25 protein-coding genes and 1 riboswitch are annotated in these 24,173 nt (G+C 60.2%); of the genes, 14 read left to right on the top strand and 11 right to left on the bottom strand.

Features of this window, described 5'->3' with window-relative positions:
* The first annotated feature begins 34 nt into the window (after nucleotides 1-34).
* Nucleotides 35-685 (top strand): thiamine diphosphokinase, encoded by a 651-nt coding sequence (locus ASE04_RS01440; protein WP_056810780.1) that lies wholly within the window; start codon nucleotides 35-37, stop codon nucleotides 683-685.
* A 3-nt stretch (nucleotides 686-688) separates the two neighbouring features.
* Nucleotides 689-2,512, top strand: a complete 1,824-nt coding sequence (locus ASE04_RS01435; protein ID WP_056810777.1) for an ABC-F family ATP-binding cassette domain-containing protein — start codon at nucleotides 689-691, stop codon at nucleotides 2,510-2,512.
* Between the two features lie 23 nt (nucleotides 2,513-2,535).
* On the opposite strand, the gene ASE04_RS01430 is transcribed toward ASE04_RS01435, so the two are convergent.
* On the bottom strand, nucleotides 2,536-4,362 hold the full coding sequence (locus ASE04_RS01430; protein ID WP_056810774.1) for an ABC transporter ATP-binding protein/permease: 1,827 nt from the start codon (nucleotides 4,360-4,362) through the stop codon (nucleotides 2,536-2,538).
* A gap of 138 nt (nucleotides 4,363-4,500) precedes the next feature.
* Nucleotides 4,501-4,578, top strand: a riboswitch (SAM riboswitch).
* A gap of 33 nt (nucleotides 4,579-4,611) precedes the next feature.
* Between ASE04_RS01430 and metA the strand changes: the two genes are divergently transcribed.
* The 6 genes from metA (at nucleotide 4,612) to ASE04_RS30555 (ending at nucleotide 10,241) form a co-directional block, all read left to right on the top strand.
* Nucleotides 4,612-5,535 (top strand): homoserine O-acetyltransferase MetA, encoded by a 924-nt coding sequence (metA, locus tag ASE04_RS01425; RefSeq protein WP_056810772.1) that lies wholly within the window; start codon nucleotides 4,612-4,614, stop codon nucleotides 5,533-5,535.
* A 113-nt stretch (nucleotides 5,536-5,648) separates the two neighbouring features.
* A complete protein-coding gene (locus ASE04_RS01420; RefSeq protein WP_056810767.1) occupies nucleotides 5,649-6,671 on the top strand; it encodes an aldose epimerase family protein in 1,023 nt (340 codons plus the stop codon).
* A 113-nt stretch (nucleotides 6,672-6,784) separates the two neighbouring features.
* The gene (locus tag ASE04_RS01415) at nucleotides 6,785-7,558 is read left to right on the top strand and encodes a GntR family transcriptional regulator (RefSeq protein ID WP_056810764.1); all 774 of its coding nucleotides are present in this window, start codon (nucleotides 6,785-6,787) and stop codon (nucleotides 7,556-7,558) included.
* Nucleotides 7,555-8,586 (top strand): SIS domain-containing protein, encoded by a 1,032-nt coding sequence (locus ASE04_RS01410; RefSeq protein ID WP_056810761.1) that lies wholly within the window; start codon nucleotides 7,555-7,557, stop codon nucleotides 8,584-8,586. Before ASE04_RS01415 ends, ASE04_RS01410 begins: the two co-directional genes overlap by 4 nt.
* Nucleotides 8,586-9,731 carry an N-acetylglucosamine-6-phosphate deacetylase gene (gene nagA, locus ASE04_RS01405; protein ID WP_056810758.1) on the top strand — a complete coding sequence of 382 codons (1,146 nt, stop codon included), beginning with the start codon at nucleotides 8,586-8,588 and terminating at the stop codon, nucleotides 9,729-9,731. Before ASE04_RS01410 ends, nagA begins: the two co-directional genes overlap by 1 nt.
* Nucleotides 9,732-10,094: 363 nt before the next feature.
* Nucleotides 10,095-10,241, top strand: a complete 147-nt coding sequence (locus ASE04_RS30555) for a hypothetical protein (RefSeq protein WP_156408676.1) — start codon at nucleotides 10,095-10,097, stop codon at nucleotides 10,239-10,241.
* Between the two features lie 19 nt (nucleotides 10,242-10,260).
* Here the strand turns inward: ASE04_RS30555 and ASE04_RS01400 are convergent, their stop codons facing one another.
* Complete coding sequence (locus ASE04_RS01400) at nucleotides 10,261-10,986, bottom strand: beta-ketoacyl-ACP reductase (RefSeq protein ID WP_056810753.1); 726 nt, start codon at nucleotides 10,984-10,986, stop codon at nucleotides 10,261-10,263.
* Between the two features lie 67 nt (nucleotides 10,987-11,053).
* A complete protein-coding gene (locus tag ASE04_RS01395) occupies nucleotides 11,054-12,235 on the bottom strand; it encodes an acetyl-CoA C-acetyltransferase (protein ID WP_056810750.1) in 1,182 nt (393 codons plus the stop codon).
* Between the two features lie 237 nt (nucleotides 12,236-12,472).
* Between ASE04_RS01395 and phaR the strand changes: the two genes are divergently transcribed.
* Nucleotides 12,473-13,048, top strand: a complete 576-nt coding sequence (gene phaR, locus ASE04_RS01390) for a polyhydroxyalkanoate synthesis repressor PhaR (protein WP_056810748.1) — start codon at nucleotides 12,473-12,475, stop codon at nucleotides 13,046-13,048.
* Nucleotides 13,049-13,110: 62 nt separating this feature from the next.
* On the opposite strand, the gene ASE04_RS01385 is transcribed toward phaR, so the two are convergent.
* The 5 genes from ASE04_RS01385 to mtgA all read right to left on the bottom strand — a co-directional run bounded on the left by ASE04_RS01385 (nucleotide 13,111) and on the right by mtgA (nucleotide 16,223).
* Nucleotides 13,111-13,518: a hypothetical protein gene (locus ASE04_RS01385; protein WP_056810744.1), complete on the bottom strand. Its 408-nt coding sequence runs from the start codon at nucleotides 13,516-13,518 to the stop codon at nucleotides 13,111-13,113.
* A gap of 147 nt (nucleotides 13,519-13,665) precedes the next feature.
* Nucleotides 13,666-13,851 (bottom strand): 50S ribosomal protein L32, encoded by a 186-nt coding sequence (gene rpmF, locus ASE04_RS01380; protein WP_003543812.1) that lies wholly within the window; start codon nucleotides 13,849-13,851, stop codon nucleotides 13,666-13,668.
* A gap of 155 nt (nucleotides 13,852-14,006) precedes the next feature.
* The gene (locus ASE04_RS01375) at nucleotides 14,007-14,654 is read right to left on the bottom strand and encodes a glutathione S-transferase family protein (protein WP_056810741.1); all 648 of its coding nucleotides are present in this window, start codon (nucleotides 14,652-14,654) and stop codon (nucleotides 14,007-14,009) included.
* 14 nt (nucleotides 14,655-14,668) lie between these two features.
* The gene (locus ASE04_RS01370) at nucleotides 14,669-15,388 is read right to left on the bottom strand and encodes a DUF1868 domain-containing protein (protein ID WP_056810738.1); all 720 of its coding nucleotides are present in this window, start codon (nucleotides 15,386-15,388) and stop codon (nucleotides 14,669-14,671) included.
* A gap of 88 nt (nucleotides 15,389-15,476) precedes the next feature.
* Nucleotides 15,477-16,223 carry a monofunctional biosynthetic peptidoglycan transglycosylase gene (gene mtgA, locus ASE04_RS01365; RefSeq protein ID WP_056810735.1) on the bottom strand — a complete coding sequence of 249 codons (747 nt, stop codon included), beginning with the start codon at nucleotides 16,221-16,223 and terminating at the stop codon, nucleotides 15,477-15,479.
* 134 nt (nucleotides 16,224-16,357) lie between these two features.
* On the opposite strand from mtgA, the gene ASE04_RS01360 reads away from it, so the two are divergent.
* Entirely contained in the window at nucleotides 16,358-17,272 is a 915-nt protein-coding gene (locus tag ASE04_RS01360) for a polyprenyl synthetase family protein (RefSeq protein ID WP_056810732.1), read from the top strand.
* Between the two features lie 119 nt (nucleotides 17,273-17,391).
* Nucleotides 17,392-18,030 carry a LysE family translocator gene (locus ASE04_RS01355; RefSeq protein ID WP_056811303.1) on the top strand — a complete coding sequence of 213 codons (639 nt, stop codon included), beginning with the start codon at nucleotides 17,392-17,394 and terminating at the stop codon, nucleotides 18,028-18,030.
* A 28-nt stretch (nucleotides 18,031-18,058) separates the two neighbouring features.
* Here the strand turns inward: ASE04_RS01355 and ispG are convergent, their stop codons facing one another.
* The 3 genes from ispG to ASE04_RS01340 form a co-directional block, all read right to left on the bottom strand.
* Nucleotides 18,059-19,312, bottom strand: coding sequence for a flavodoxin-dependent (E)-4-hydroxy-3-methylbut-2-enyl-diphosphate synthase (gene ispG / locus ASE04_RS01350; protein ID WP_056810727.1), 1,254 nt, complete (start codon nucleotides 19,310-19,312; stop codon nucleotides 18,059-18,061).
* A gap of 99 nt (nucleotides 19,313-19,411) precedes the next feature.
* A complete protein-coding gene (locus tag ASE04_RS01345) occupies nucleotides 19,412-20,605 on the bottom strand; it encodes an MFS transporter (protein ID WP_056811300.1) in 1,194 nt (397 codons plus the stop codon).
* Between the two features lie 66 nt (nucleotides 20,606-20,671).
* Nucleotides 20,672-21,445, bottom strand: a complete 774-nt coding sequence (locus ASE04_RS01340; RefSeq protein ID WP_056810724.1) for a DeoR/GlpR family DNA-binding transcription regulator — start codon at nucleotides 21,443-21,445, stop codon at nucleotides 20,672-20,674.
* A gap of 239 nt (nucleotides 21,446-21,684) precedes the next feature.
* On the opposite strand from ASE04_RS01340, the gene ASE04_RS01335 reads away from it, so the two are divergent.
* From ASE04_RS01335 to ASE04_RS01325, 3 genes are all read left to right on the top strand, one after another.
* On the top strand, nucleotides 21,685-22,458 hold the full coding sequence (locus tag ASE04_RS01335) for an amino acid ABC transporter substrate-binding protein (protein WP_056810721.1): 774 nt from the start codon (nucleotides 21,685-21,687) through the stop codon (nucleotides 22,456-22,458).
* 212 nt (nucleotides 22,459-22,670) lie between these two features.
* Nucleotides 22,671-23,351, top strand: coding sequence for an amino acid ABC transporter permease (locus ASE04_RS01330; RefSeq protein WP_056810718.1), 681 nt, complete (start codon nucleotides 22,671-22,673; stop codon nucleotides 23,349-23,351).
* Entirely contained in the window at nucleotides 23,348-24,109 is a 762-nt protein-coding gene (locus ASE04_RS01325; RefSeq protein WP_056810715.1) for an amino acid ABC transporter ATP-binding protein, read from the top strand. Before ASE04_RS01330 ends, ASE04_RS01325 begins: the two co-directional genes overlap by 4 nt.
* The last annotated feature ends 64 nt before the right edge of the window (nucleotides 24,110-24,173 follow it).

Here is a 24,173-nt window from a genome sequence, read left to right as displayed (position 1 = left end):
CCCTTTACCCCTGCTTTGCGCTATGGCAGTCGCCATGAGCCAGTCTACCTTCACCATCCTGCTCGGCGGCGAGATTCAGCTGACAGATCGCCTGATCGAGGCTGTCGCCGGAACGCGCGTCATCGCTGCGGACGGCGGCATGCGGCATGCGATCGGCCTCGGGTTGGAGCCGGAGTTATGGGTGGGCGATTTCGATTCGGCGCCGGCGGCCCTTACTGACACTTTCCAGCATGTTCCTCGTCGGCCTTATCCCGCTGCCAAAGCAGCGACGGACGGAGAAATCGCCGTCTCCGAGGCGATCCGCCTCGGTGCGCGTCGGCTGGTCCTGGTCGGGGCGCTGGCCGGAGACCGTTCCGATCACGCGCTTCAGCATCTGCTTTATGCCGTCCGGCTGGCGGAAGACGGTTTCGATGTACTTCTCACATCGGGAACAGAGGAAGCCGTCCCTCTAATCCCCGGCGCAATCGAGCTCGACCTGCCGAAGGCGAGCCTGTTTTCGGTTGCCGGCTTCAGCGAGCTGATCGGGCTCTCTATCGAGAGCGCACGCTATCCGCTGACGGATTTTCCTTTGCCCTTCGGTTCTTCACGTACCATTTCGAATGTTGCGGAAGGCAAGGTGCATTTCACGCTTCAAAGCGGTCGCGCCATCGTGCTTGCCCGCCCTTACGATCTTTCCGGAGTCTGATTTTTGGCGCCTCCCATTCTAAAACTCGATGACATCTTCCTGAGCTTCGGCGGTGCGCCGCTTCTGGCGGGTGCTGGCCTGCAAGTGGAGCCGGGCGACCGGATCTGCCTCGTCGGCCGCAACGGCTCGGGCAAGTCTACCCTGCTGAAGATCGCTGCAGGGCTGGTGGAGGCGCAGTCCGGTGAAGTGTTCCGGCATCCGGCTTCGACCATCCGATATCTGGAGCAGGCTCCCGACTTTGCCGGTTACAAGACCGTTCAGGCCTATGCCGAAGCAGGCCTCGGTCCGGGCGACGATCCGTATCGCGTGACCTATTTGCTGTCGCATCTCGGCCTTACCGGCGAAGAAGATCCGAACAACCTGTCGGGCGGCGAAGCCCGTCGTGCTGCGCTGGCGCGCGTTCTGGCGCCCGAGCCCGACATTCTGATGCTCGACGAGCCGACCAACCATCTCGACCTTCCAACCATCGAGTGGCTTGAAGGCGAGCTTCAGAAAAGCCGCAGCGCGCTCATTCTGATTTCGCACGACCGGCGGTTCCTCGAGAAGGTATCGAATGCCACCGTCTGGCTGGATCGCGGCACATCCCGGCGACTGGATCGGGGCTTTTCGCATTTCGAGGCCTGGCGGGATCAGGTGCTCGAGGCCGAGGAGCTGGAGCAGCACAAACTCGGTAAGGCTATCGAACGTGAAGAGCACTGGTTGCGCTACGGCGTGACGGCGCGACGCAAGCGAAACATGCGCCGCCTTGGCGAATTGCAGACGATGCGAGCGGATTATCGTGGCCACAAGGGTCCACAGGGATCCGTTCAGGCGACGGCTTCCGATTCTCAGGAGTCGGGCAAGCTGGTTATCGAAGCGGAAAAGATCACCAAGGCATTTGGTGATCGGTTGATTGTTGCGCCTTTCTCGATCCGTGTTCATCGCGGCGATTGCATCGGTCTTGTCGGCCCAAATGGTGCGGGCAAGACGACGCTTCTGAAGATGCTGACCGGGCAGCTTGCTCCTGATGCCGGCACCGTCAAGCTCGGGACGAACCTCGAAATCGCAACACTCGATCAGAAGCGCGAGGATCTCGATCTCGAGGATACGCTCGCCCATTATCTGACGGATGGCCGCGGCGACAATCTTCTCGTCAACGGCGAGCAGCGGCATGTCACGGGCTATATGAAAGACTTCCTCTTTCAGCCCGAGCAGGCCCGTACGCCGATCAAGAACCTGTCGGGCGGCGAGCGCGCCCGCTTGATGCTGGCGCGCATTCTGGCGCGGCCGTCGAACTTGCTGATTCTCGACGAACCGACGAACGATCTCGATATCGAGACGCTCGATCTGCTGCAGGAAATCGTCGCCGGCTTCCCGGGCACGGTGATCCTCGTCAGCCACGATCGTGACTTCCTCGACCGGACCGTCACGTCGACGATCGCACCGGCGGTTCCCGATGCGCCCGATGGCCGGTGGATCGAGTATGCCGGTGGCTACTCCGACATGCTTGCGCAGCGCAAGGGCGCGGCGGAAGAGCGGCGGAGAGCCGAAAAGGCGATCGAGAAGCCCAAGGCGCAAGCCGAACCGGCTGGCGATCAGGCGAAGGGGAAGGGCAAGCTTTCCTTCAAGCAGAAGTTTGCGCTGGAGAACCTGCCGAAAGAAATGGCGAAGCTGGAAGCGGAGATCGCCAAGCGCGAAGCCAAGATGGCTGACCCGAACCTCTTCACCAAGGACCCGGAAACCTTTACCCGCCTCGCCGCGGAAATGGAAAAATTCCGAAGCAGCGTCACTAAGATGGAAGAGGAATGGCTGGAACTCGAGATGCTCCGGGAAGAACTGGAAGGCTAGGAGGCGGCCCCGAGGCCGCAATCCTATAGCACCGGCGCCGGTGCGTTTGCGGCCTTCGCCATAATCTTCTCTTCAGACTTCGCCGATATCGCCTCAAGATGAAGTACCCGCGGATGGAATGCCTCCATGTAGGCTTCCGAACGGCCGATGTAGATCATGGTGCTATCGGGTATCGATTTCAGAACGTTCATCATCGTTGCCTGCCAGGCGGGTTCCATTCCTTCCAGAACCTCATCGAAGACGATCCACTTCGGTCGAACCAGGAGCAGCCGCGCAAAGCCCATAGCACGCTGTTCGTCTGAATCGAGCAGCTTGTCCCAACGCGCCTGCGTATCGAGCCGCGCGATTAGCGCATGCAGCCCCGCCAACTCCAGTGCAGCCTTGACGTCTTCCGTCCGGTAGGTCTCGACGGGCTCGGGAAAGGCCAGGGCCTCGCGCAGCGTTCCGCCCGGAATATAGGCCGACTGCGGCACGAACAGGATGTCGTTGGTCGGCGGCAAGCCGATCTTGCCGCCCCCGCAGGGCCACAGCTCAGACATCGAGAGGAAGAGGAGCTTCCTGTTGACGCTATGATCGCCGTTGATCATCACCTTGTCGCCGGCGTTGATCGTCACTTGGGTCTCATGGATGCGGAAGCCGCCGCACTGATCGATCTCTTCGCCGATCTTGACGGCGATGCTGACGTTATCAAGCGTGAGTGTGCCGGCCGGGCTGTTCTCGTATTCGATCGTTTCCTTGAGGTTCAGGTCGTCGCTCATGTCGGTCAACGCCTGCCGGAAGTCGGTCACGCGCATCAGGGTTGCCCGCCATTCGGCAATCGGGCCGAAGTTCGCGACATACCAGCGCAGAGCGGTGTTGACCTGGTTGAACGCCCCGACTGACATCATCAATTCACCGAAGGTCAGGCCGCCGGAAAAATACGCCGGCGCCGCGACGATGATCGGGATAACGACGACCAGCCAGCCATAGCCGGCCGACACCCAAGTCAAGTTGACGTTGGCCATTGCCAGCCGCTTGATGACCGCTAGGACGTTGCTGATGTCGCCGTTGATGCGCCGCCGTTCGTTTTCCTCGCCGCGGGCGACCGTGATCGCAGGCATGTTTTCGTTGGCGTGCATCAAGGCAAAGCGCAGCTCCGCTTCCTTTGAGAAGCGATCGGCGTTGAGTTTAACCAGTTTGCGTCCAACGAGCTGGCTAAGGATCGAGGCGGATGCCGCGTAGAATATGGCGGCCCAAACCATATAGCCGGGAATGGAAAAGCTGTAGCTGCCAAAATGGAAGACGAAGCCGCTGGAAAGCTCCCAGAGAACGCCGATGAAGCTGACCAGCAGGATTGTCGCCTGGACGAGGCCGATCACGAGGCTGGTCGAGCTTTCCGCCAGGTTGCGCGCATCCTCATGAAGACGCTGGTCCGGATTGACGCCGATCAGCCCGCTGGCCGAGAGCCGGAGCGCCCGCTTGCGCTGAAGCCATTGATCGACCAGATCACGGGTCAGGCCCTCGCGCATGTAGAGGGCCGTCATCTGGTTCAGCCATGCCTGGATGACATTGAGCAGCAACAGCATGCCGGCAATCAATCCAAAGATTTTAAGCTGATGGAAAAAGCCTGCCAGATCGCGTCGCGCGATGCTGTCGTAGAACGGCGCATTCCACTGGTTGAGAATGACGGTCGCATAGGCGGTCGCGAGAATGATGCCGATCAATGCGGTTCCAAGGACAAGGACCCGTCCACGGACGTTCGAACTCCAGAAGGCCGAAAACATCACTTTCACGCGGTAGGCGAGACTAAGTTCATACCCTACCCGGTCCTGCGCCTGGATGGTCGGCTTGGCCTTCACTTCATCTGCCATTCTGCTTCCTTAACCGGTCTGTTCGGTCTGAATAACATGGTGCATCGTCATGTCCAGCAACAGATTCTACCACGCTTTAATGCGCGAGTTACTCCACTGGGGGCCTGCCATTGATTTGGCGCCCGACAAGGGCTATTTAAGTTGCTCCGTGGTGATTTGGCCGGCCGGCTTGCAGCCACGTTAAAGAAGTAGCTAAAGGGCCGCGTGCGGACCGATAGCGATATTTCGTTTTTTTATCGAGTGACCGCGATGCCCATCAAAATTCCCGACACGTTGCCTGCCTTTGAAACGCTTGTTCAGGAAGGCGTGCGCGTAATGACCGAGACGGCGGCAATCCGCCAGGACATTCGCCCCCTGCAGATTGGTTTGCTCAATCTGATGCCGAACAAGATCAAGACGGAATTGCAGATGGCCCGCCTCGTCGGCGCCTCGCCGCTTCAGGTCGAGCTTTCTCTTGTGCGGATCGGAACTCACAAGGCGAAAAACACGTCGGAAGATCATCTTCTCTCCTTCTACGAAACCTGGGAGGAGGTCAGGCACCGCAAATTCGACGGTTTCATTATCACGGGCGCGCCGATCGAGACGCTGCCCTACGAAGACGTTACATATTGGCAGGAAATGCAGCGGATTTTCGACTGGACCAATACCAATGTCCATTCGACCATGAACGTCTGCTGGGGAGCGATGGCCGCGATCTACCACTTCCACGGTGTTCCGAAGTACGAGCTCAAGGAAAAGGCGTTCGGTATCTATCGTCACAGCAACCTCAAGCCGTCGTCCGTATATCTGAACGGCTTCTCGGACAATTTCGAGGTGCCGGTGTCACGCTGGACAGAGGTGCGCCAGGACGACATCGAGAAATCGAACTCGCTGGAAATTCTGATGGCGTCGAAGGAGATGGGCGTCTGCCTCGTCCACGAAGACGAGGGGAAACGCCTCTACATGTTCAATCATGTCGAGTACGATTCCACGTCGCTGGCCGACGAGTATTTTCGCGACGTCGATGCGGGCGTTCCCATCAAGATGCCGCACAACTATTTCCCCCATAACGACCCGTCGATCGCGCCGCAGAACCGCTGGCGCGGCCATGCGCATCTGCTTTTTGGGAACTGGATCAACGAGATCTACCAGACAACACCCTATGATCTGGAAACGATCGGCAAAGGTAGATGACATCGTAGAGCGCCGCGGCAATCCCAGCGGCGCTTTTTTGTGCCGCAGTGGTTGCGATTTGTCGCAAACGGGAGCAGTTTCCCTGCCGAAATCATGGATTTATGGATAGCCTTATGACGAATAATTTGGTGCGGGAAGTTTTCGGGCATACCACGACGGGGGAGACCGTCTATCGGGTGGAGATCAAGGGTGGCGGTCTGACTGCCAAGGTCATCAGCTGGGGCGCTGTCGTTCAGGATCTTCGCCTCGAGGGACACGATGCACCCCTGACGCTCGGCTTTGATGATTTCGACAGTTATCCGGCCTATTCATCATATTTCGGTGCGACGCCTGGCCGCTGCGCCAACCGCATCGGCTCCGGCAAGTTCACGCTCGACGGTAAGTCACACCAGCTCGACCTGAACGAGAATGGCGTTACGCATCTTCATGGCGGCAGCGATAACATCGCAAAGCAAAACTGGACGATCGTCGAGCATGACGTTGACCGCGTCGTCCTGAAGATCGTCGATCCCGACGGTCGCTCCGGCTATCCCGGCAACTGCACGATCCAGGCGACCTATCGGGTTCACGGTTCGGGCGAATTGTCCGTCACCTATGAGACGACGACCGACCAGCCAACGATCGCCAATGTCTGCCAGCATGCATACTTCAATCTTGACGGCCGCGAGGACACCCTCGGTCATGACATCATGATTGCGGCCGATGGCTATCTCGTCACCGACGAGCGCCAGATTCCGACGGGCGAAGTACGCCCCGTCGAGGGAACGGCGTTCGATTTTCGCGAGATGGCTTCGATGAAGCGCTTCGAAGGTGGCGAGCAGGCGTTGTACGACCATAATTTCTGCCTTTCCAACGAGCGCACCGCCAAGCGCTCCGTTGTGCTGGCACGTAGCCTGCACTCCGGCGTGTCGCTTGAAGTGCGCACGACCGAGCCCGGCGTCCAGTTCTATGCAGCGTTCAAGCTTGACGTTCCCGTGCCTGGCATCGGTGGACGCAAGTACGGGCCGTTTGCCGGTTTCTGCCTGGAAACGCAGGTCTGGCCGGACGCGATCAATCACGAAGGATTCCCGAATGCAGTTGTTCGCCCGGGCGAAGTGATGCGTCAGGAGACCGACTATATCTTCTCGAAGAACTGATCGGCCGCTTTTCGCATTTCTGGTTTGACGTGAAGACCCCCGCGACTTTGGCGCGGGGGTTTTTCTTTGCGATCAGCTTGTAATTGGTTCCAAATAGGTTCTATTGTGGTTCCATGGATAGAACCAGTCTTGTCACCGAGATCGAGAACCGCGGTTTGCGCGATACCCAGCGCACCGGGCCGCTTTACAAGCGTCTAGCGGCGGCTCTCACCGGGCTCATTCAGGAAGGTTTGCTGAAGCCCGGGACGGCGCTGCCAAGCGAGCGCGATCTTTCCGAGTCTCTCCAGATTGGCCGCGTTACCGTGCGCACCGCGTATCGTGATCTCCTGAATGCTGGGACACTGGAATCGCGGCACGGCAGCGGTACTTTCGTTTCCGGAAGCGTGCAGCGAATGGAGCAGTCGCTTTGGCGATTGTCGTCATTCTCGGCGGACATGCGCTCACGTGGCCGCGTGCCGGCCGCAAAAATTCTGTCGCGCACCATTGCTACACCGTCGCCGGAGGAGGCTTTTTTGCTTGGCCTCGGTTTGAATGAACAAGTTCTCCGGCTCGATCGCTTGCGCCTGGCCGACGGGCAGCCTTTGGCGATCGAGCGGTCGGTGGTGCCGTTGAAGTTTCTCGGCGCCAGCCAGGGAAACGAGGGGTCGCTTTACGATGCGCTGGCGGCGAGCGGGAACCGGCCGATGCGTGCGGTCCAGCGGCTGACAGCCGTTATCCTGGACCGGTCATCGGCAGCGGCGCTCGAGGTGAAGGCAGGCGCCCCCGCCCTGTTGATCGAGCGTGTCTCTCGCCTGGATGACGAACGCCCGGTTGAATACACGCGGTCGCACTATCGAGGCGACGCCTATGACTTCGTTGCAGAATTGAGAATTGGAGAAGAGCCATGAGTGAGACACAGTCTTTGATGTTGCAGGAAGCCGGGCAATCCCCGGAGGTCGTTGCGACGCTCCTCGAGAAGGAGAAGAATGCCTTTGCGGAGATCGCGAAGCTGTTTTCCGACAACGCTCCCAGCGTTGTTACGACAGCGGCACGCGGGTCGTCCGACCACGCGGCGACGTTCTTCAAATATCTTCTGGAGATCAGCTGTGGCATACCCGTCGCCTCGATCGGTCCCTCGATCGCGTCTGTTTATGCCGCGCCCCTGCATCTGAAGGGCGGGGTCCACTTTACCGTTTCGCAGTCGGGAGCAAGCCCCGATATCGTCGCCCTGCAGGACGCCGCCAAACGCGGCGGCGCGACCACGATTGCCGTGGTCAATGTGGTCGACAGCCCGCTCGCCAAGCAGGCGGATATCGTGCTCGGGCTCAACGCGGGACCTGAAAAAAGCGTAGCTGCAACGAAATCCTTCATCGCGTCGGTCGCCGCTTTGTCGGGCGTGACGGCAGCGATCGGCGGTAAGCGCGATCTTCAGCACGCGCTCGAAAAGCTTCCCGAGGCGCTGCTTTCGACTGTCGGTATCGACACGGCGGCTGCCGAGGAGGTGCTTTTGGGTGCAACCTCGCTTTACACGGCCGGCCGCGGCCCGGCTTTTGCGATCGCTCTTGAGGCGGCCTTGAAGGCAAAGGAAACGGCAAGCCTGCATGCGGAAGCCTTCTCGCTGGCGGAACTGATGCATGGGCCGATGCGTCTCGTGCAGCCTGGCTTCCCGATCATTGCCTTTGCTCCCGATGATGCCGCCTATGCTAACAACGTCCAAGCGCTGGAGCGACTGCAGAAGCTTGGGGCAACTGCGGTGCCTTTCTCCTCGCAACCGCTGGCCGGCATCAATCTGCGTGTGCCGACGACGGGTAACGGGCTTCTGGACCCGTTGGTCTCCTTGCTCGTCTATTACCGCCTGATCGAGTCCGTGACACGCCGCAAGGGCTTTGATCCCGACAAGCCGGCAAACCTTCTGAAGGTCACGGAGACGATGTGATGCAGCAAAAGGTCTTTACCGGCGCACGGATCTTCGACGGCGAGCGCTTCCATGACGATAAGGTCCTGATCGTGGCCAACGGTCGGGTCGAGCGCATTGCCACGGCGGGGGATCACCCCGCTGGCGAACCTGTCGTGCTCGACGGCGGCATTCTTTGCGCCGGCTTCGTCGACGCACAGGTCAATGGCGGCGGCGGCCGGATGCTGAACGACGAGCCGTCGGTCGAGTCCATGCACATGATTGCCGATGGGCATCGCCCTTACGGCACGACAGCACTGCTGCCTACCCTGATTACGGATACCGCCAGCGCCACGCTCGCCGCCATCGAGGCCGCGAAGCGTGCCGTCGAAACAAACAGGGGCGTCGGAGGTCTGCATCTCGAGGGCCCTCACCTTGCCCCGACGCGCAAGGGAGCGCATCTCGCCGAACTGATGCGTCCGGTCGAAGACAAGGACGTCGATGCATTTATTTCAGCCAGGCAGTCGATCGGCACCTTGCTGGTCACGATTGCGGCGGAACAGGTGACCGCCGGACAGGTGCGAAAACTCAACGACGCGGGTGTTATCGTCAGCATCGGGCATTCGGATTGCTCCAGCGAGGCGGCGGAAGCACTTTTTGATGCCGGCGCACGCGGGGTCACGCACCTCTTCAATGCAATGAGCCAAATGGGTCATCGCGCGCCCGGCCTGGTTGGCGCGGCGCTTGATCATCCGTCGGTTTGGTGCGGCATCATTGCCGATGGCCACCACGTCGATCCGAAGGCGCTGCGCGTGGCTCTTCGCTCCAAGCGTGGGGAAAGTAAGCTCTTCTTCGTGACGGATGCTATGTCTCTTGTTGGCTCCGAGCTCGATAGTTTTACGCTGAACGGCCGCACGGTTCGTCGCGAAAAAGGGGGCTTCTGCTCGAAGCTCGTGCTTGCCGATGGGACGCTCGCGGGTTCGGACGTGGATATGGCATCCGCCATTCGCTACGGCCTCACATATCTGGATCTCACCCTTGCCGAAGCGCTGCGCATGGCGACGCTTTATCCCGCCCGTTTCCTGCAACTTCACGATCGGGGCAGCCTGCGGCCCGGCGCGCGTGCGGATCTGGTTCACATGAGCGATGCCGTCGACATTCATCGGACATGGATCGGCGGCGAGTAAGCTGCTCGTCGTCAATGTCGTGTTGACGATCGGTTGCCGAAGTTCACTCTACCGAACCCAATACGGGAGGCGCATATTTTTCCCAGTTGAAGCGACGGCATCCAGCCGCTGCTTCCTGGGAAGGAATACTCCTATGGCTCAGGTACTATTAAATTCCATCGCCGCGCTTCTGGTCACCGCCGCATTTTTGGGTACGGTTCTTGCCGCGCTCCGCAACGAAACACAGGCGATGCAGCGCGTCCCCGTGAGGATTAGGCAACGCCGTCAGGGCAACCGTTAACCGACCGAATGTTTCCTCAAATTGGCCCCAATATCGACACCGGTCTCCAGCACGAATGCCTGCACCGGACTTGGGAGACGAACATGACCAGAATCATCGGAGCGGCAGCATTCCTGACCATCGCGATTGCTACCTACGCGGCTTCGATCAACCCGTATGAAACCAAACCGCTGCAGCAGTCGAAGCAGCGGGATGGGCAGACGGTCGAGCACACGGGATCCGTGCGCTAGGGCAGACCGGGTCCGTGCGCTAGACGAAAAGCTGTCCGCCGTTTGCGCTCAGGGTCGAGCCTGTGATGAAGCCGGCGTCGTCGGAGACGAGGAACATGACGCAGCGTGCCACTTCCTCCGGCTCCCCGAGCCTTCCGACCGGAATCTGCGGAATGATCCGTTCGTTCAAAACCTTTTCGGGCACCGCCAGAACCATCTCCGTGCCGATGTAGCCGGGGCAGATCGCGTTGACAGTGATGTTCTTCGCCGCGCCTTCCTGGGCCAACGCCTTGGTGAAGCCAAGGTCACCCGCCTTCGCGGCTGAGTAGTTGGCCTGTCCCATCTGGCCCTTCTGACCATTGATCGACGATATGTTGACGATGCGGCCGAAGCTCCGCTCGCGCATGCCGCCCCATACCTGATGGGTCATGTTGAACAGGCCGGTCAGGTTGGTGTTGACGACCTCATGCCACTGTTGCGGGGTCATCTTGTGGAACATGGCGTCCCTTGTGATCCCGGCGTTGTTGACGAGAACCTCCACGGGTCCAACCTGCGCTTCGACCTTTGCAAGACCTTCGCCACAGGCGGCGTAGTCAGACACATCCCATTTGAAGACCGGAATGCCGGTCGAATCGTGGAATGCCTTGGCCTTCTCGTCGTTGCCCGCATAATTGGCGGCAACTTTATAGCCAGCGTTTTTCAGCGCGAGGGAAATCGCAGCACCAATGCCTCGGGTGCCGCCGGTAACGACCGCTACTCTGCTCATGTTTCGCTCCCCTGTGTAAGGCTCCGCTATACTGCGGAGCTTGATAGTTCACGCATCGATCCGCGGTTCACATTGCCTCGAAGCACATGGCGACACCCATGCCGCCGCCGATGCAAAGTGTTGCCAGCCCCTTCTTCGCGCCGCGTCTCTTCATTTCGAACAGCAGTGTGTTGAGGACACGCGCGCCGGAGGCGCCGATCGGGTGGCCAATGGCAATCGCACCGCCGTTGACGTTGACGATCGACGGGTCCCAGCCGAGATCCTTGTTGACTGCGCAGGCCTGTGCGGCGAACGCTTCGTTGGCCTCGATGAGATCGAGATCGGAGACGGACCAGCCGGCCTTTTCGAGAGCCTTGCGCGATGCCGGGATCGGTCCGGTTCCCATCACTTGCGGATCAACGCCGGCGGTTGCCCAGGAAACGATGCGGGCAAGCGGCTGAATACCGCGTCGGGAGGCCTCGGCTTCCGTCATCAGAAGCGCTGCAGCGGCCCCGTCGTTGAGACCGGAGGCGTTGCCCGCCGTGACGGTGCCCTCCTTGTCGAATGCCGGCCGCAGTTTGGCCATACCGTCGATCGTTGCGCCGTGGCGGATGTATTCATCGGCATCAACGGTAACATCGCCCTTACGGGTCTGGATAGCGTAGGGCACGATCTCATCAGCGAAACGGCCGGCTTTCTGGGCCGCTTCCGCCTTGTTCTGTGACGCAACGGCGAACTCGTCCTGCTCGCTGCGCGACAGCTGCCACTGCCGGGCGACGTTCTCCGCCGTAACACCCATGTGGTAGCCATAAAACGCGTCGGTGAGGCCATCCTTGATCATGGTGTCGATCATCTTCATGTCGCCCATCTTGACGCCGCTGCGCAGGTAGGCTGCGTGCGGTGACATCGACATGGATTCCTGGCCGCCGGCAACGATGATCTTCGCGTCTCCGAGGGCAATCTGCTGCATCCCAAGCGCAACCGCCCGCAGCCCGGAACCGCAAAGCTGGTTGACGCCCCACGCGGTCGCTTCCTTCGGAACGCCAGCCTTCATCGCGGCCTGACGCGCCGGATTTTGTCCTTCACCGGCCGGCAGTACCTGGCCAAGAATAACTTCGTCGACCTCGGCGGCATCGACGCCTGCACGTTCCAGTACACTTTTAACGGCCGCCGCGCCCAGCTCATGCGCCGGTACGGTTGCGAACGCGCCGTTGAAAGAACCAACCGCCGTACGCGCGGCGCTTGCGATGACGATAGAAGAATTGGACACGGGCAGTCTCCTCTTTGCACCGACATATCTGAGGTGAAACTGACAAAGCTTCGGCGTCGAGTCAAACGACATTAGCCTTCAAGAGAATTTTCGGAAATGCTTACATACAGACAAATTATCCCTACCGTAAAAGGGGTTGCCGCATCGCACAAAGAGATTGTCACCGGCCTTCTTTTGCGTCTACACTCCCCAACGGAGGAGCTTCCATAACAATCAGACGGGCTTCGGGAGACTGATATGGCGAAGAATGAGGGTCAGATCGTAATCAAGAAATACGCCAATCGCCGCCTTTATAATACAGGAACCAGCACATACGTTACGCTGGAAGACTTGGCGGAGATGGTGAAGAAGGGGGAGGATTTTACGGTCCAGGACGCTAAGAGCGGTGATGACATCACCCACTCGGTGCTGACACAGATCATCTTCGAACAGGAATCAAAGACAGGGAATACGCTGCTGCCGATTTCGTTTCTGCGTCAGCTGATCACCTACTACGGCGACCAGATGCAGATGGTCGTTCCGAGCTTCCTCGAGCATTCGATGAAAGCGTTCACGGAGCAACAGTCGCAGATGCGCGAGCAGGTCACGCGTGCTTTCGGCGAAACGCCGATGAGCAAGAACCTGCAGTTGCCGATGCAGATGGTCGAAGAGCAGGTGCGCCGGAACACCGAAATGTTCCAGCAGGCAATGCAGATGTTTTCGCCTTTCATGACGCCGCCTGCAAAGGAGACGACGCGTAAGGCGGAGGCAAAGGATATCGACGAGTTGAAGCAGCAATTGCGCGCGCTTCAAAACAAGCTCGACAGTCTCTGAAATCCATAGGACTGGATTTGCCGGATTCGCGGTTCGCCCGCTGATCCGGCAACAGCGATCTTTCAAAGTCCGATCGAGACGTCACGGCCCGCGCTACGGACCGACACGGCAAAGCCGCCGATCACGTCGATCAGTGTAATCGTCATCAGTATGAAGAAGACTTGCGTCGCGGCATCCTGAACGAGCAGAAACTCGACCAGGAACGCGATGAACACGAGCATCGAGAGCATATGGTTGGCGAGGCTTGCGCCGCCGCTTCGTGTCGCCTTCAATATCTCAAAGAACAGAACACAAAGCGCCAAGACGATGAACAGGTCGCCGAGCGACATGCTCCAGATCGCGCCTGAAATCATCGACAGCACGACCACGTCATTCTGCAACGCCGGAAGTCCGCCGCTGCCCATCAGGCCCAACATTGCAAGATTGTAGAGAACGAAAGGAATGATCATCAGCGGAAAGGCGTTGAACATGTAGCAGAATCTCCCTCGACGGAAGAATAGTGCCGCAAATCTTCGTGTCACTTCAAGATACGAAAACAGTACATTGCCGCTTTAACGCAAAAGGCCGGCTCAAGGCCGGCCCTGCGATCATCATTTGCGCATCGGCGCAAACAGATATTATGCGCTTTCCTTCGGCGTCAGAACCTGACGGCCGCGATACATACCGGTCTTCAGATCGATATGGTGCGGGCGACGCAGTTCGCCGGAGTTCTTGTCTTCAACGTAGGTCGGTGCCTTCAGCGCGTCAGCAGAGCGGCGCATACCGCGCTTGGACGGGCTTGTTTTTCTCTTCGGTACAGCCATTTTTCTTACTCCACTTCACGGGCGAACACATCCAACGGCCAGACCGGCGGCCGAAACGACGTATCGCGATTTCGGAAATTTTGCGCGCTTATACATGCCTTGTAGGGACTTGACCAGTCCCCAAGCGTATTTTTTGAGATTCCCCAGATTCTTCTTCAGGCCTCGTCTTCCTGAACAATCCAGGGCTCGGCGCGGGCGGCTTCTTCCCAGGATCGCCAGGCAGGATGAGCCTTCACCTCGGCAATGTAGCTCAGCGTGTCGCTGGCGCTGACGAGGTCGTAAATATCGAAGCGATTGACGACCGGGGCGAACATAGCATCAATTCCCGAAAACGTTCCGAGAAGGAACGGCCCGCCCGAGCGCGCGCGGAGGTCGCGCCAGATCGCTTCAATGCGTGCTACATCCGCCATCACGCCATCCGCCAACGCTATCTTGCCTTTTGGCCGCCGGATGTTCATCGGGCAGGCGCTGCGAAGATGCTGGAAGCCGGACAGCATCTCCATGGAGGCGGCCCGCGCTACTGCGCGCTTGTCCCGCTCCTTGGGCCAGATCCGGGCCTCGGGGAAAAGCTCGGCAACGTATTCGATGATGGCGAGCGATTGCCAGATGCGGACATCTCCATGCACCAGAACCGGCACCTGTCCGGTCGGCGAAAATTCCTTGAAGTGCTGGTTTCCGGTCGCGAAATCGAATGGCACAACCACTTCCTCGAACGGAATGCCGCCCGCCGTCATCGCGATCCAGGGACGGAATGACCATGACGAATAATTCTTGTTGCCGATGTAGAGTGTAAGCTTCTCCAAATCCGTTCCTTCGATCAGTTATCGATATCGAATATCAGCCGTTCCTCGAAATGATTCATATCCTCGAAGGTGCAGAACGCCGGTGGCCTCAACTCTATCGTCGGCGCGCTTTCGCGCAACTCCTCCAGCGACTCGTCCAACATTGCCTGCCATCGCGGCAGTGCTTCGTCATCAAGCCTTCTTATCGGGTAGCAGAAAGTAACGTGGAACGCATAGGAATCGTGATCCGGGTGTCTGTATCCGAACACCTCGGCAAAGGCGCTCCGCCACGCCGCGAGCGACTTGCGGTCCTGGACCGATGCGCCCGCCATGGTCAGGCCGACGGGCGTGACCTCGGTTACCTCGACGCGAAAGGGCTCGAGTGCGTGAAAGGACTGCAGGCGGGACAGGTAGATCTCGCTCATCCGGTTGATATCGGTGTCGAGGGATACGTCCTGCGGCCAGAAAGGCAACCGACGGCGGTACTCGATAATGCCCTGAAACAGCGTCATGTGCAGGCTTGAAACCGGCGTGAATGCAAACTGGGACGCTTCCTCCATCATCAGGAATTTTTGGCGTGCACGCACGATTGCGCTTTGTGAGCGCGAACCGTCCACCAGATGGCAGACGACGGTGTTGCCGGGTTCGGGAAGAAACTCGCCGGCGTCGTCATAGCGCGTGTCGAGATGCGGGATCGGAGCGGGATTGTGCGTGCTGGAATAGCGGAGCAGGGAGGGCGAGAAGGGGGAAGCCATGGGGAGATTGTCCGGGGTTTCGACGGGAGGCACGTCCATACGTCCCGATCACGACTGTCGGATGACACAGCCGAGGGATCGGCCTCCCCTAGTCGTAGATGCACCTGACATATTCGCCGGAGCTGCGGGCGCGCCTTTCGATGACTGCGGCCAGCCGGCGCAGCCCGCGGCCGGGTTTGCCGGCATTGCGGTCGATCGGATTGGGGAGCGATACGGCGAGCAACGCCGCCTGGCGGCTGCTCAACTTCGAAGCAGGCACCTTGAAGTGATGGCGCGCGGCCGCCTCGATACCGTAGATCCCCGGTCCCCATTCGGCAATGTTCAGGTAGATTTCCATCAGGCGGCGTTTCGACCAGACGAAATCCGCCGTGACGGCCAGCGGCAACTCGAGCGCCTTTCGGACGAAAGACCGGCTGTTCCAGAGAAAAAGGTTTTTGGCGGTCTGCATCGGTATGGTGCTGCCGCCACGGGTCGAATGGCCTGCGAGCGTGTCGGAAACCAGCATGCGCATTTCCGCCCAATCCACGCCGCCGTGAAAACAGTATTGGCCATCTTCCGACATCATGACCGACTGCACCAGCACCGGCGAGATCTTGTCGATCGATACCCATTGGCGGTCGTAACCCCGCAACAGCACGAGATCGCGCAGCATCAACGTCGAAACCGGGTGGATGAAGGGGATCAGGTAGAGGACGATAAGCGCGTAGGGAATAATGGCGAGCGCAGCCAAGGCAAGGACGATACGCATCATGACCGGGCGACCTCTCAGCCACAGAAGGATGCGCCTGTGGAACGGCACGGCGCTGCTGTCCTCTGTCTCTGGCGTGATGTCCAATTCCCCGACCCAGTCTTGTTCCCTGTCTCTCCATACCGCCTCAAAACAGGCATTGCCAGAGACAAAGGAAATCTTGGACAAGTGATCGACAATTCCGTTGCAAGCTCAAGCCCGCTCGTGCCAAACAGCCCGCCATGAGCGCAAACATTGACACCTTCGAAAGCCGATTGTCCTCCAATGCGACCGCGATCGAGGCGCTGCTCGACAGATTGCTGTCGACAGAGGTGCTGACCGACGAGATCGCCCGACCGGAACGCTTGCGTGCTGCCATGCACTATGCCGTCCTCAACGGCGGAAAGCGGCTGCGGCCATTTCTCGTTGTCGAGGCGGCGGCATTGTTCGGGGGGGACCGCGATGCGGCCCTGAGGGTCGCCGCCGCGCTTGAATGTGTGCACTGTTATTCGCTGGTGCATGACGATCTGCCGGCCATGGATGACGACGATCTTCGCCGTGGCAAGCCGACCGTGCATATCGCCTTCGACGAAGCGACGGCAATTCTCGCCGGCGACAGTCTGCTGACCTACGCCTTCGACATCATCGCCTCGACGCGAGGCGCTCTAGCGGAATCGAGCAAGGTCGCTCTGGTGCTCGCTCTGGCGCGTGCGGCGGGTGTGGGCGGCATGGCCGGCGGTCAGGCCCTCGACCTCGCGGCGGAAAAAGAGAGCCCGGACGAGCAGGGGATCGTCACCCTACAGGCCATGAAGACAGGCGCGCTCATCCGTTTTGCCTGCGAAGCGGGCGCAATTATTGCAGGCACGCCGGCTAACGATCGTGCCCGGCTGCGGCTTTACGGCGAGAAGATCGGTCTCGCGTTCCAGCTCGCCGACGACGTTCTTGATCTGACGGCGGACGCGGCGACGATGGGCAAGGCCACCGGCAAGGACGCGAGCCGGGGCAAGGGCACGTTGGTCGGGCTGCATGGGCTTGCCTGGGCAGAGGCGACCCTCAACCGGCTTGTTCAAGAAGCCGAAGAGCTCCTCGCTCCCTACGGCGAGCGAGGAAAGGTGCTTGCTGATGCCGCGCGGTTCGTGGCCAATCGCAAAAGCTGAAATGTGACCGTGACAAGATTTCTTCCGGGCTGGCCTCCGGGTGCCTTGCCTCAAAGGAAATGCGTCGCATAAGCTCGGCAGCCGAGACGCTGGCGTGTGCCGGCAAACACGAGGCATCCATGCACGAGACCCTGAGCTACCTGCCGCAGATCCTTCCGGCTTACATCGCCTATATCGTCGCCGTCATCAGCCCCGGCCCGGCCATCATGGCGATCGTCTCGACATCCATGGTGCATGGCCGCAAGGCCGGCATGACGATCTCGCTCGGCATTTTCGCCGGCTCCTTCACCTGGGCCTGCGCTGCCGCCCTCGGGCTTGCCACCATCCTCAACACCTATGCGGTGGCGCTCGAGATCCTGAAAATCTTCGGCGGCCTCTATCTGCTCTACCTTGCCTACAAGGCCTTCAAGGCCGTGCGCGCCAACCCCGATATCCAGCAAGCCACGACACCGAAGAACATGTCGACGCGTGCGCTGCTTCTGCGCGGCTACGGCATTCACGTTACCAACCCGAAGGCGATCTTCGCATGGCTGGCAATCATCGCCCTCGGCATGCCGCAGGGCGCGCCGGCATCCGTCGCCGGCCTGATCGTCGGCATCTGCCTGACGACGGGCTTCATCGTCTTCATGGGCTACGCAGTGCTCTTCTCGACACCGCAGGCACTGAGGATCTATTCAAGCCTGCGTCGCTGGATCGAAGGTGCCATGGCGGCCTTCTACTGCTTCGCAGGGCTGAAGCTGCTCACCAGCCGGATCTGATTTTGGATAGGGAAAGCGACGGCGCGGATTACTCCGCCGCCGTCCTGTTCTGGCCGAAACGCTTTTCGATGTAATCGGCGACCAGCGCCTCGAAATCGGACGCGATATTCGGGCCGCGCAGTGTCATAGCCTTCTGCCCGTCGATATAGACGGGCGCCGACGGGCTTTCGCCCGTTCCCGGCAGCGAAATGCCGATATCGGCATGCTTGCTTTCACCGGGGCCGTTGACGATGCAGCCCATGACCGCGACGTTGAGCGCCTCGACACCCGGATACTTGTCGCGCCAGACAGGCATGTTTTTGCGCAGGTCGTTCTGAATGTTCTGCGCCAATTCCTGGAACACCGTCGACGTCGTGCGGCCGCAGCCGGGACAAGCCGCGACGACAGGAATGAACTGGCGGAAGCCCATGACCTGCAGGATTTCCTGCGCCACCTGCACTTCGCGCGTGCGGTCGCCATTCGGCTCCGGCGTCAGCGACACGCGGATCGTATCGCCGATCCCGTGCTGCAGCACATAGCCCATGGCGGCGGAAGAGGCGACGATGCCCTTGGTGCCCATCCCGGCTTCGGTGAGGCCGAGATGCAGCGCGTGATCGGAGCGCTCCGACAGCATGGAATAGACGGCGATCAGGTCCTGCACCTGGCTGACCTTGGCCGACAGAATGATGCGGTTGCGCGGCAGGCCGATCTCTTCGGCAAGATTGGCGGAGATCAGCGCCGACTGCACGATCGCCTCGCGGGTGACCTGGCGCGCCGAAAGCGGCGAACCGGTCGCCGAGTTCTGGTCCATCAGCGCGGTCAGCAGTTCCTGGTCGAGCGAACCCCAGTTGACGCCGATACGCACAGGCTTGTCGTAGCGGATCGCCATCTCGATGATGTCGCCGAACTGCTTGTCCTTCTTGTCCTTGAAGCCAACATTGCCGGGATTGATCCGGTACTTCGCCAGCGCCTCGGCGCAATCGGGATGATCGGCAAGCAGCTTGTGGCCGATATAGTGAAAGTCGCCGACCAAAGGCACGTCCATGCCGAGACGCAGCAGACGGTCGCGGATGCGCGGCACGGCGGCAGCGCTTTCATCACGGTCGACGGTGATGCGAACGAGTTCGGAGCCGGCCTTGTAGAGCGCGGCCACCTGGGCGACCGTGGCGTCGATATCGGCCGTATCCGTATTGGTCATCGACTGGACGACAACGGGCGCGCCGCCTCCGACGATGACGCCGCCGACATCGACGGCGACGGATGCGCGGCGCGGTTTCGGATCAAAATCCGTAGCTGAAGACATGGATAGAGCTCTTGAACCCTTAAATTTCGTGCCTTTCAGGTGGATCATGACCGTCCGCTTGTCAACCCGCGGCATCCATCACTTTGTTTGACGTCCGCCTCAGTGTCCGCCACCGGAAATGCCGTCGGCGTAGCGCGCCAGATTGGAAAGCGCCAGCACGACGAGGAGCAGCACCGGCAGCGCCATGAACACGACGGAGAAGCCGACATGCTCCGCCACGAAGCCTATCGCCGACGGCGCCACCAGCATGCCGGAATAGCCCATGGTGGTGACGACGGAGATACCGATACCGGCCTTCAGATGCGGAATGTTGCCCGCCGCCGAGAAAGCGATCGGTACCATGTTGGAGATACCGATGCCGCAGAAGGCGAAGCCGAGGATGGCAATCTCCGCATTCGGCGCGAAGCCTGCGAGAAGCATGCCCGCGATGGCGAACAGGGTGCAAATCCTGAGCGTCATGACGCCACCCAGGCGATCACGAACGAGGTCGCCGGCAAACCGCATCGCCGCCATCGTCAGCGAGAAGGCCGCGAAGCCGAAGCCCGAGAGCGCGATTGAGGCACCGAGTTCCTCGCGCAGGTAAAGCGCGCCCCAATCGAGCACCGCACCCTCAGGCATCATCGAGAAGAGCGCGACAAGGCCAAGCAGCCAGGGCAGCGGCACCATCGGCAACCGCGTCTTCTCCTTCTTCGTGTCGGGATGCGGCTGGTCGGCAAGGATCATGTTCCAGGCAACGGCAAGCGTGATGGTGGCGAGAGCCGTGGCGACGACCGCATGCGCGAACACGCCGAAATGCGCGATCAAAAGCCCGCCGAGGCCGGCGCCGATTAAGCCGCCAAGGCTCCAGAAGGCGTGGCAGGACGACATGATCGCCCGCCGCATCGATTGCTCGACGGCAACGGCATTAGCGTTCATGGCGACATCCATGGCGCCCATGAACCCGCCGAACAGGAAGATCGCGATCGCCGCCGTCACGATATTGGGCGCCAGCGTCAGCGCCAGCAGGCCGGGCAGCAGGCAGACCGCCATCGCGAGCGACACGACCCGCGATCCACGCCGGGCGATCTGCGCGCCGGCAATCGGCATCAGCGTCAGCGAGCCAATCCCGAGCACCAGGATCATCAGCCCGAGGTGAAACTTGCTTAGCTCCAGCCGCTCGGCGAACTCGGGAATCTTCGGCGCCCAGGAACCGACCGTGAAGCCGTTGATCAGGAACAGCAGCGACACCGCCGTCCTGTTCCTGGTGACGTAGCCGCTTCTTGCCGGAAGCGCTGTGTTGACGTGATTGTCCATCATTTCATCCATTTTCCGACGGCAACTGCCTCCCTGGCCGATGCCGGATTGACGTATGAGTGTGGCTTACCCAGCCACCACTGTTCTGCACCCGCGATCGCGGTATTGGACGAGCATCTCCGGATCGGCGTCGCGCTCGACGACGAGGCATTCGCAATGGGCAACCGGCAGCACGGCATGGGGGGCGGCCGTGCCGAATTTCTCGGAGGTTGCAGCGACCAACACGCGCCTGCTGCGCGATGCAGCAAAGCGCTTGAACTCGGCATCTTCGAAGCCGAAGGTCGTGACGCCTGATGTCAAATCGATGCCGCAGGCGCCCAGGATGCAGAGATCGGGCGACAAGGCCTCCATATCGCGCATTGCCTTGGCACCCAGCGAGCCTCCCACCTGCCTGTCGAGCAATCCGCCGATCAAAACGACATTCAGGCCCGGCTTCTCAAGCAAGGCCGAGGCAATTGCCGGCGCGTTCGTCGCAGCTGTCAGCACCATGTCGATCGGAAGCGCCGCAGCGATCGCAAGATTGGTGCTGCCTGCATCGAAGAAGACCGTAGAACCCGGCGCGATCTCGGAAACGGCGGCGACCGCCAGCGACTGCTTTCGATCCGGCGCCTGAGTGGCGCGGTGGCTGAGCGTTCCGCCGGCGGGCGATACCGGTAGCGCACCGCCATAGACCCGTTCGCAAAGGCCGGCTGCTGCCATTTCGCGGAGGTCGCGCCGGACCGTATCCTCCGAAACGCCGAATTCCGCCGCAAGTTCGGCGGCGATGACTCGGCCGTCCGATTGCAGCTTGCGCGCAATCGCGCTTTGCCGTTCTGCCAGCAGCAGTTCATTTCCGTTCATGCCGATTTGCCCTGAAAGATTGAAATCAGATGACAACACGTACAAACGTGCACAAACATGCATTGCCAGTCGCTCATTGTTTTTGCAATTCACAAAATGAAACACTCGGTACGAAATCTGCGATAAATGAGAAAATTTTTCGCAGATGCCGATTTTCTTCGCAGTTTTCTGCGCATCGCGGCGCCCTATTTTCTGCAATTTTCAACGCATCGAACACACCTCGTGAATTGGATAGAAAAATGAACCTCCTGAAAACCATCGCCGCTGCAGCCCTGATTCAGGCCGCTGTGCTCCTTCCCGCCGTCGCTGGCGAAAACCTCGCCGCCGTGAAGTCATCAGGTGTGTTCAAGATCGGCACCGAGGGTACCTACGCCCCGTTCACCTATCATGACGACAGCGGCAAGCTCGTCGGCTTCGATGTCGAGATCGGCGAAGCGGTTGCTGCCAAGCTCGGCGTCAAGGCCGAGTTCGTCGAGGGCAAATGGGACGGTCTGATCGCCGGTCTCGATGCCAAGCGCTACGACACCGTCATCAACCAGGTCGGCATCACCGACGCGCGTAAGCAGAAGTATGATTTCTCCGAGCCCTACATCGCCTCGAAGGCTGTGCTCATCGTTCGCGAGGGCGACGACAGCATCAAGGGCTTTGCGGATCTTAAGGGCAAGAAGTCGGCGCAGTCGCTGACCAGCAACTTCGGCAAGCTTGCCGAACAGTCTGGCGCCGAGCTCGTCGGTACCGACGGTTTCGACCAGTCGATCCAGCTCGTTCTAACCAAGCGCGCAGACGCAACGATCAACGACAGCCTGTCCTTTCTCGACTTCAAGAAGCACAAGCCCGACGCCCCGGTAAAGATCGCCGCCCAGCAGGAAAATGCCGACTATTCCGGCATCATCATCCGCAAGGGCGAACCGGAACTGCTGGAAGCTATCAACAAGGCGCTGACCGACATCAAGGCTGATGGCACCTACAAGAAAATTTCCGACAAGTATTTCGGTCAGGACGTTTCGAAGTAAGTCCAGGCTACAGGGAATGTCCCCTCCTCAACCCCTCCCCACAAGCGGGAGGGGCTTTTTATTGGGCGCTTTCCAACTAAGTCCAACATGAGCGCCGGCGCTTAACGGCATTTTGGCGCAAACGGCGCATCCTCCGAGCCTCTCCCCCCTTGTGGGAAGGGGTTGGGCAGGGGTATTCCACGTCAACGCATAAACCGCGAAAGGGAACGCCCGTGCCGCACTGGCTTCAATTGATGGCGGATTCGCTCGTGCCCCTATTGTGGGCCGGGCTGGTCTTCACCATTCCGCTGACATTGCTGTCCTTCACCTTCGGGCTGGTTCTCGGCCTTGCCACTGCCATCGCCCGGCTCTTCGGCGTTGCCCCTTTGGTTGCCATCGCCCGTTTCTACGTCTGGGTCATCCGAGGCACGCCGCTTCTCGTTCAGCTCTTCGTGATTTTCTATGGCTTGCCCAGCATCGGCATCCTGCTTGATGCCTTCCCGGCCGCCCTCATCGGCTTCACGCTCAATATCGGCGCGTATAGCTCGGAGATCATCCGCGCCGTCATTTCGTCCGTGCCCAAGGGGCAGTGGGAGGCCGCCTATTCGATCGGCATGAGCTGGCGTCAGGCAATGAGCCGCACGATCCTGCCGCAGGCCGGACGCGTCGCCGTGCCGCCGCTCTCCAATACATTCATCTCGCTGGTCAAGGACACGTCGCTTGCGGCCGCCATTACGGTGCCGGAGCTGTTCCAGGCAGCGCAGCGTATCGTCGCGACCACCTACGAGCCGCTTATTCTCTATATCGAGGCGGCGTTCATATACCTTGCTCTGAGCTCGGTTCTGTCCGCGCTGCAGGTTCGTCTTGAGCGTCGCTTCGCCCGCTACGGCGGCATGCTGGAGGCAAACGCATGATCGAGCTTTCTCACATCGAAAAGCGCTTCGGCGACGCCATCATCCTCAAGGACATCAGCATCCGCATTCCGGAGGGCAATGTCACGGCGCTGGTCGGTCCCTCGGGCGGCGGCAAGAGCACGTTGCTCCGTTGCATCAACCTGCTGGAGATCCCGACAGCAGGTACGATCCGCCTCGGCGATGAAACGCTGAGCTTCGCGCCTGGCCAGAAGACGGGCTGGCAGGCGATCCAGAAGATCCGCCGACAGACCGGCATGGTGTTCCAGAATTTCCAGCTCTTTCCGCACCAGACGGCCATCGAGAATGTGATGGAGGGTCTCATTACCGTTCTGAAGTGGCCGAAGGAAAAGGCCCGCGAACGGGCGATGGAACTGCTGACGAAGGTCGGCATGGCACACAAGGCCGACGCTTGGCCTTCGACGCTGTCGGGTGGCCAGCAGCAGCGCGTGGCGATCGCCCGTGCGCTTGCTCCATCGCCTCGCGTTCTTCTCTGCGATGAGCCAACCTCGGCGCTCGATCCCGAACTCTCGGCCGAAGTTGTCGACGTCCTCGGTCGCCTCGCCAGCGAGGGTACGACCATGGTGATGGCGACGCACGACCTGCGTCTTGCGTCGAAGATCGCCAATGACGTGGTTTTCCTCGAAGCCGGCAGTGTCGTCGAGACAGGCAGCGCGCGGAACATCTTCACCGCGCCGGAACGCGAGCGCACCAAGCGCTTCATATCAACGATAAACGCCGCCCACACCTACGATATCTAGGCATGAGCGGCGTTTGAATTCGGTGGCATTCAGGAGTGGCAAGTCGCATCAGCGAAGACGCGAC

Origin of the sequence: Rhizobium sp. Root708 (assembly GCF_001429725.1) — a bacterium.
In the GTDB taxonomy this organism is placed as follows: Bacteria; Pseudomonadota; Alphaproteobacteria; order Rhizobiales; family Rhizobiaceae; genus Rhizobium.
This window is presented reverse-complemented; position numbering and strand designations above follow the sequence as displayed.

What these genes read in the sequence shown, in the direction of transcription:
- ASE04_RS01440 (WP_056810780.1), top strand. Translation starts at nt 35, where the DNA reads ATGAGCCAGTCTACCTTCACCATCCTGCTCGGCGGCGAGATTCAGCTG.
- ASE04_RS01430 (WP_056810774.1), bottom strand. Translation starts at nt 4,362, where the DNA reads ATGGCAGATGAAGTGAAGGCCAAGCCGACCATCCAGGCGCAGGACCGG.
- metA (WP_056810772.1), top strand. Translation starts at nt 4,612, where the DNA reads ATGCCCATCAAAATTCCCGACACGTTGCCTGCCTTTGAAACGCTTGTT.
- ASE04_RS01420 (WP_056810767.1), top strand. Translation starts at nt 5,649, where the DNA reads ATGACGAATAATTTGGTGCGGGAAGTTTTCGGGCATACCACGACGGGG.
- ASE04_RS01415 (WP_056810764.1), top strand. Translation starts at nt 6,785, where the DNA reads ATGGATAGAACCAGTCTTGTCACCGAGATCGAGAACCGCGGTTTGCGC.
- ASE04_RS01410 (WP_056810761.1), top strand. Translation starts at nt 7,555, where the DNA reads ATGAGTGAGACACAGTCTTTGATGTTGCAGGAAGCCGGGCAATCCCCG.
- nagA (WP_056810758.1), top strand. Translation starts at nt 8,586, where the DNA reads ATGCAGCAAAAGGTCTTTACCGGCGCACGGATCTTCGACGGCGAGCGC.
- ASE04_RS30555 (WP_156408676.1), top strand. Translation starts at nt 10,095, where the DNA reads ATGACCAGAATCATCGGAGCGGCAGCATTCCTGACCATCGCGATTGCT.
- ASE04_RS01400 (WP_056810753.1), bottom strand. Translation starts at nt 10,986, where the DNA reads ATGAGCAGAGTAGCGGTCGTTACCGGCGGCACCCGAGGCATTGGTGCT.
- phaR (WP_056810748.1), top strand. Translation starts at nt 12,473, where the DNA reads ATGGCGAAGAATGAGGGTCAGATCGTAATCAAGAAATACGCCAATCGC.
- ASE04_RS01385 (WP_056810744.1), bottom strand. Translation starts at nt 13,518, where the DNA reads ATGTTCAACGCCTTTCCGCTGATGATCATTCCTTTCGTTCTCTACAAT.
- rpmF (WP_003543812.1), bottom strand. Translation starts at nt 13,851, where the DNA reads ATGGCTGTACCGAAGAGAAAAACAAGCCCGTCCAAGCGCGGTATGCGC.
- ASE04_RS01370 (WP_056810738.1), bottom strand. Translation starts at nt 15,388, where the DNA reads ATGGCTTCCCCCTTCTCGCCCTCCCTGCTCCGCTATTCCAGCACGCAC.
- ASE04_RS01360 (WP_056810732.1), top strand. Translation starts at nt 16,358, where the DNA reads ATGAGCGCAAACATTGACACCTTCGAAAGCCGATTGTCCTCCAATGCG.
- ASE04_RS01355 (WP_056811303.1), top strand. Translation starts at nt 17,392, where the DNA reads ATGCACGAGACCCTGAGCTACCTGCCGCAGATCCTTCCGGCTTACATC.
- ispG (WP_056810727.1), bottom strand. Translation starts at nt 19,312, where the DNA reads ATGTCTTCAGCTACGGATTTTGATCCGAAACCGCGCCGCGCATCCGTC.
- ASE04_RS01345 (WP_056811300.1), bottom strand. Translation starts at nt 20,605, where the DNA reads ATGGACAATCACGTCAACACAGCGCTTCCGGCAAGAAGCGGCTACGTC.
- ASE04_RS01340 (WP_056810724.1), bottom strand. Translation starts at nt 21,445, where the DNA reads ATGAACGGAAATGAACTGCTGCTGGCAGAACGGCAAAGCGCGATTGCG.
- ASE04_RS01335 (WP_056810721.1), top strand. Translation starts at nt 21,685, where the DNA reads ATGAACCTCCTGAAAACCATCGCCGCTGCAGCCCTGATTCAGGCCGCT.
- ASE04_RS01325 (WP_056810715.1), top strand. Translation starts at nt 23,348, where the DNA reads ATGATCGAGCTTTCTCACATCGAAAAGCGCTTCGGCGACGCCATCATC.